Consider the following 2176-nt stretch of genomic DNA (forward strand, 5'->3'; position numbering starts at 1 on the left):
GCGGATCACGAGATCGATTTCATCAGTCTTTCGTTTGTGCGTACCGCCGAAGACGTCTATTCGCTCAAGAGTGTTTTGTCGGCGCATGATTGTGAGGCGTTGGTGATCGCCAAGATCGAAAAACCCGAAGCGATGGAGAATCTGGAAGAGATCGTCGATGCTGCCGACGGAATCATGGTCGCGCGCGGTGACTTGGGCGTCGAAATCGATGTCGCCGAAACCCCGCTGGCGCAAAAGCGGATCATTGATGTTTGCAAGGAGAAAATCAAACCCGTCATCGTCGCGACACAGATGTTGGAATCGATGCACCACAGCGCGCGACCGACGCGTGCCGAAGCGAGCGATGTGGCCAACGCGATTCTGGATGGTGCCGACGCGTGCATGTTGAGCGGTGAAACGGCGGTGGGGGACCATCCAGTCAAAGCGGTGCAAATGATGAGTCGCATCATGCAGTTCACCGAGAAATCGCTGCGGCATGACATGTCCGATCGCGCGATCAGCAACCGCGTGCATCCGATCACCACGGCGGTTACCTACGCGGCGACCAATATCGCCGAAGCGATCGGTGCCGCGATGATCATCATCGCCACCAAGAGCGGCGGGACGGCCTGGGTCAAAAGTAAATCGCGCAGCTTGATTCCGACCCTGGGCGTCAGCGACTGTCCGGCAACCCTGCGACGGATCAACCTGTTTTGGGGCATCAAACCGCGTAAGGTGTCACAGATGGAACATCCCGCGATGATCCGCGCCGAGGTGTGTGATTGGGCCAAAGGCAAGGGCTATCTCAAGACCGGCGATCGCATCGTGTTTGTCAGCGGCAGCGGCGTGACCGAGAATGCGCACAATTCTGTTGTCGTTCATACAGTGGAATGAACGAACAGGAACTTCAGTCGTTCGTCTGTCGGATGTTGGGCGCCGATGGGGTGAACGCCACCGAGTCGATCCAATCGCTGTGGAGCGGGTATGGGCAAATCCTGCGGATGACGCTGCGCGGCGACGACGTGCCGTCATCGGTGATCGTCAAACACATCGCCCCGCCGGGCTTCGGCGTTGCCAATCCACGGGGCTGGTCCGGTGATGTTTCACACACACGTAAGTTGCGGTCTTACGAAGTCGAAACGAATTGGTATCGCGATTGGAGTCGCGCGTGCGATTCACGCTGTCGCGTCCCGGCATGCTACGCGATCGAGTCGTTCGCCGGCGGCCGAGTTTTGGTGTTGGAAGATCTGGACGCGGCCGGTTTCCCGAGTCGTTGCGGGCGGCTGACCGATGCGCAGCTGCATGCCTGTCTCGGTTGGCTGGCGAATTTTCACGCGACGTTCCTGGGACGAGTCCCGAGCGGGTTGTGGGAAACCGGAACGTACTGGCATTTGAAAACCCGGCCGGACGAATGGTCTGCGATGCAAGCCGGTCCGCTCAAGAACGCGGCCGCCAAGATCGATGCCCGTTTGTCAGCGAGTCGTTTCCAGACCCTGGTGCACGGGGACGCCAAAGTCGCCAACTTTTGTTTCGGCGATCTTCACGACAGCGTCGCCGCGGTGGACTTTCAATACGTCGGCGGCGGTTGCGGGATGAAGGACGTGGCGTACCTGATGGGCAGCTGTTTGAGCGACGAGCAATGTGACCGTCGCGAGGCGGAATGTTTGGACGTCTATTTCGACGTGTTGCATTCACGGCTCGATGCATCGACCGCCGACGACCTGGAGCGGGAATGGCGGTCGCTGTTCCCTTGGGCTTGGGCCGACTTTCATCGGTTTTTGTGCGGCTGGTGCGCGACGCATCCCAAGCTGACCGGTTACAGCCGACGTATGGTCGATCGCGTCTTGGGTTAATAGCGATCGGTTTCGTCGATCAACTCGCCATCGGCACGGTTGCCGAGGTAGCGGTAGACCTGTTCGTCGATGCCGTGGGTCAGGAAGGTGACTGAACCATCGGCCATGGCGAAGTTTCCTCCGCCGGCGTGATAGCTGTCATAGCCGCCGACTTCCAGGGCACCCAGTTCTTGATTCATCAGGTCGTTGTAGCTCCTTTCGACGAATTCCCCGGTGTTGCGCAAGGTCGCGCGGGTTCCGGTGATCCAGCCCAAGGCGTCTTGGTCGCCGAGGTGTTCGCCGACCATGATCGTGTTGCTTGACCCGTCGGTGATCTGGGCGAAGCGGAGAGCGCTGTTGAGGAA

At 59.4% G+C, this 2176-nt stretch carries 3 protein-coding genes; 2 read left to right on the forward strand and 1 reads right to left on the reverse strand.

Annotated elements, in window-relative coordinates; all coding sequences use genetic code 11:
- Together pyk and ABX749_RS30540 are read left to right on the forward strand one after the other, a co-directional pair.
- On the forward strand, window positions 1–873 hold an 873-nt coding region (pyk, locus tag ABX749_RS30535; RefSeq protein WP_372899361.1), incomplete at its 5' end, for a pyruvate kinase.
- Window positions 870–1832 carry an oxidoreductase family protein gene (locus ABX749_RS30540; RefSeq protein WP_372899362.1) on the forward strand — a complete coding sequence of 321 codons (963 nt, stop codon included), beginning with the start codon at window positions 870–872 and terminating at the stop codon, window positions 1830–1832. The genes pyk and ABX749_RS30540, both read left to right, overlap by 4 nt.
- Here ABX749_RS30540 and ABX749_RS30545 read toward each other — a convergent pair.
- A partial coding sequence (locus tag ABX749_RS30545; protein WP_372899363.1) for a DUF1559 domain-containing protein occupies window positions 1829–2176 on the reverse strand: 348 nt, incomplete at its 5' end. The two genes, ABX749_RS30540 and ABX749_RS30545, sit on opposite strands and share 4 nt — an antisense overlap.

The sequence above is a fragment of the Stieleria sp. genome (genome assembly GCF_041595215.1).
GTDB classification, from domain to species: domain Bacteria; phylum Planctomycetota; class Planctomycetia; order Pirellulales; family Pirellulaceae; genus Stieleria; species Stieleria magnilauensis.